4 protein-coding genes and 1 pseudogene are annotated in these 2,340 nt (G+C 62.3%); 4 read left to right on the forward strand and 1 reads right to left on the reverse strand.

Going from position 1 to position 2,340, the window contains the following annotated elements:
• Positions 1-240 precede the first annotated feature (240 nt).
• From CUR21_RS18985 to CUR21_RS18485, 4 genes are read left to right on the forward strand one after another with little or no spacing between them, the layout of a single operon-like run.
• Positions 241-480 carry a hypothetical protein gene (locus CUR21_RS18985; protein ID WP_157792065.1) on the forward strand — a complete coding sequence of 80 codons (240 nt, stop codon included), beginning with the start codon at positions 241-243 and terminating at the stop codon, positions 478-480.
• Entirely contained in the window at positions 477-824 is a 348-nt protein-coding gene (locus tag CUR21_RS18475; RefSeq protein ID WP_157792066.1) for a phage BR0599 family protein, read from the forward strand. The genes CUR21_RS18985 and CUR21_RS18475 overlap by 4 nt, the downstream gene beginning before the upstream one ends.
• 9 nt (positions 825-833) lie before the next feature.
• On the forward strand, positions 834-1,082 hold the full coding sequence (locus tag CUR21_RS18480; RefSeq protein ID WP_100198539.1) for a hypothetical protein: 249 nt from the start codon (positions 834-836) through the stop codon (positions 1,080-1,082).
• Positions 1,079-1,309, forward strand: coding sequence for a hypothetical protein (locus CUR21_RS18485; protein ID WP_100198540.1), 231 nt, complete (start codon positions 1,079-1,081; stop codon positions 1,307-1,309). Before CUR21_RS18480 ends, CUR21_RS18485 begins: the two co-directional genes overlap by 4 nt.
• Positions 1,310-1,559: 250 nt before the next feature.
• Here CUR21_RS18485 and CUR21_RS18495 read toward each other — a convergent pair.
• Positions 1,560-2,340: pseudogene (locus CUR21_RS18495) on the reverse strand (IS3 family transposase); the annotation flags it as partial.

Consider the following 2,340-nt stretch of genomic DNA (forward strand, 5'->3'; position numbering starts at 1 on the left):
CGGGAAGTGAGCTAAACGCTCTCCACAAAAGCTGGGTAAGTCCATGGCGCTTCACCAGCAGGGCCACGGATTGGACCAGTGCAGCCAGCGAGGGCGGCACGATCAACTGGGAAGCCGAAGCCACTTCCCACGGCGAGGTCGTGCAAACCAGCGAGATCGAACGTGGGCGGCTGGAATTGACTTGGCCGCTCTCGCATTCTTTCGCACGCCGCTTCCTCGCCCCCCTTGGGCAACACGCTAGTGACGCTGACCATCTTCCGCGGCCATGAGCAGGTGCTGGGCGAGACCGTGGCGCATTGGAAAGGCCGCATGGCGGGCGCCGAGGTCGAGGGTGTGCAGATCCTTCTGAACTGCGAAACCGTCTTCAGTACCTGCGCCGAGCCGGTGTCCGCGCGAAGTACCAACGCCTTTGCCGCCATGCGCTCTACGGCCGTGGTTGCGGGCTCGACATCGGGTTCCACTGGCAGACCGGCACCGTGACGGCCGCCTCGGGCAATGCCCTGACGATCCTGGAGGCGGCGGGCCAACCCGATGGCTGGTTTCGCGGTGGGGTGCTGAGGTTCGGGGCTCAGCTTGGGTTCATCACCGACCATATCGGAACGACCCTGACGCTGTCACGGCCGATGCCGGAGTTTGCAGCGGCGCTGGCCACACCCGAGGTCAATCCGGAGACCGGTGATCCGATCCCTCTCGTCGCCGACATCGCTTCCGGATGCGAGCTGCGCGCAGCAACCTGCACGGCCAAGTTCGGCAACCTCGCAAACTTCGGCGGCTTCCCCGAGATTCCGGGCCGCAATTCGTTCGGCGGCAGTTCAATCGTCTGAGCATCACCCATGGTCTGCACCTTCATCGCGCGGCTGGTTCTCGGGCTCGTGCTCTCTGCGATTTCCTATGCGCTGAACCCGAGGCCCAAGGTCGGGATGCCCCAGGCGGCAGGGCTCGACGACTTCACCCTGCCCACGGCCACGGAAGGCCGACCAATCCCGGTCGTCTTCGGCACGGTTTTGATCACCGGCCCGAATGTCGTCTGGGCCGGAGACCTGAGGGTCGATCCCATTCAGAAGAAAGGCGGCAAGAAGTGACCCGCGTGACGATCCAGGACCTGCGCGCAGCGCGCTACTGCCTTGCAGGCGTGCGGCCATGGTTTCGGCGGCATGGGTTGGACTGGCAGGAGTTTCTGGATGGCGGCATCGAGGCGGAGGCCTTGCGCGCCTCGGGCGATGCGCTGGTCGAACCGGTGATCCTGCAGGCTGAGGTAAGAGAGGCAGGACAAGGAACATCGAACGCGGAGGCCGACGATGGGCGGTAGAAGCAAGGCCCAAACCGTCGGCTATCGTTATTCGCTGGGCGTCCATCTAGCGCTCTGCCATGGGCCTGTCGACGCGATCCGCGAGATCCTCGTCGACCGCCGTACTGCATGGTCCGTCACAACAGGCGGAGGCTCTGCAGGAGGTGGCGGGGCGGCGGTCTAGACCCGCATCGGCACCGTCGCGGGCATAGCCGCCACCGCGGCACTGAACCGCCCCGGGTTTACCGGAGGGTGGTTTGTTCAATGACGAGGCGACCATATCGAGTGTGTTCAGGTTTGCATAGAACGCCTCCTCTGCTTCTGCGGGCGGGATGTATCCGATGGGTCCGAGCAGGCGACGGTTGCTATACCAATCGAGCCACTTTAGGGTTTCCCATTCGACTTCGCGCATCGATTTCCAAGGGCCGATCTGGTTGATGACTTCGGTCTTGAACAGGCCAATCACGCATTCGGCCTGTGCATTGTCGTAGGCGTCACCGACGGTGCCTACAGAAAGATCGATTTCGGCGTCGGCCAGCCGTTCAGTGTATTTTGATCGACAGGTATTGCGATCCGCGGTCGGAGTGATGCACCAAGCTCTTGTTATCCGGCGTTTTTCTTTGCCATATTGCTTGATCCAGTGCGTCAGGCACGAACTGGGTCTTCATCGACAGTGAGGCGCGCCAGTCGACGATCCGCCGGGCAAACACGTCGATCACGAACGCGACATAGACTGTTCCCGACCATCTGGGCACGTCAGTGAAGTCTGAAACCCACAGCTTGTTGGGCCGATCCGCCTTGAACAGGCGGTTCACTTGGTCGTTCGGGCACGGCAAAGATGTGTCAGGATTGGTCGTGATGATTTTCTTGACACGGACCACGCCCCTGATCCCCAAGCTGCGCATCAAACGTTCGACTGTGCAGCGGGCGGCCTCTTCACCCTGCCGCCGCAAGACATGCCAGATCTTCCGCGCGTCATAGAGTTTGCGGTTCGCATCCCAGGCCGCATTGATCTTGAGGATCAAGGCGGCATCGGACTTGGCCCGGGCTGA

It is taken from the genome of Pseudorhodobacter sp. MZDSW-24AT (assembly GCF_002794355.1).
In the GTDB taxonomy this organism is placed as follows: Bacteria; Pseudomonadota; Alphaproteobacteria; order Rhodobacterales; family Rhodobacteraceae; genus Pseudotabrizicola.